At 59.2% G+C, this 644-nt stretch carries 1 pseudogene; it reads left to right on the forward strand.

The annotated features are described in order from the left end of the window. A pseudogene (locus tag AC0L15_RS33230) lies at positions 1-644 on the forward strand (transposase); the annotation flags it as partial.

Consider the following 644-nt stretch of genomic DNA (forward strand, 5'->3'; position numbering starts at 1 on the left):
TCGCAGCGTAGCGAAGTGGCTCAAGTTCAAGGCTCCGCCAGATAGGCGGCGAGCAGCATTTGAACCCCACATCACCATGGTGCTTTGATACGTTCCCTGCCCAATGCTGGAAGAAGGGAACCGCTGCGGACGGCATCTTTTTCATGATGTCAAGCAGCGCGGCTACACCGGCAGCTTCTCCAATCTGGAGCGACTGCTGGAAGCTTGGCGGTGGGCCGAAAAGAGTGCGCGCCGATGATGTTCCTTCGGTGGCGATCAGCTTGGGACCCGTTCGAGGTCCGGATACCGGCCACGCGATTTCGCCAGTTGTTGCCGCGGCGCTGTGCATTAAGCCAAGAGGCCTGCTGACGCCTCGACAAGCAAGGAAAGTCGACGCCCTGAAGCAGGGATCTGACGCATTCGCCGAGATGCGACGCCTGGCAATGCGCTTCAACGGTATCCTTCGGAGCAAGAGGTCGGAAACACTGGACCCCTGGATCGACGATGCAATCGACTCCGACATCATTCCGATCATGCGATTCGCCCGTGTTTTGCGCAGAGACATCGATGCCGTCAACAACGCCATCGAGCTGCCCTGGAGCAACGGACAGGCCGAAGGTCAGATCAACCGCCTCAAGACCCTCAAGCGCGCAATGTACGGCAGG

The sequence above is a fragment of the Mesorhizobium sp. WSM4846 genome, assembly GCF_055811415.1.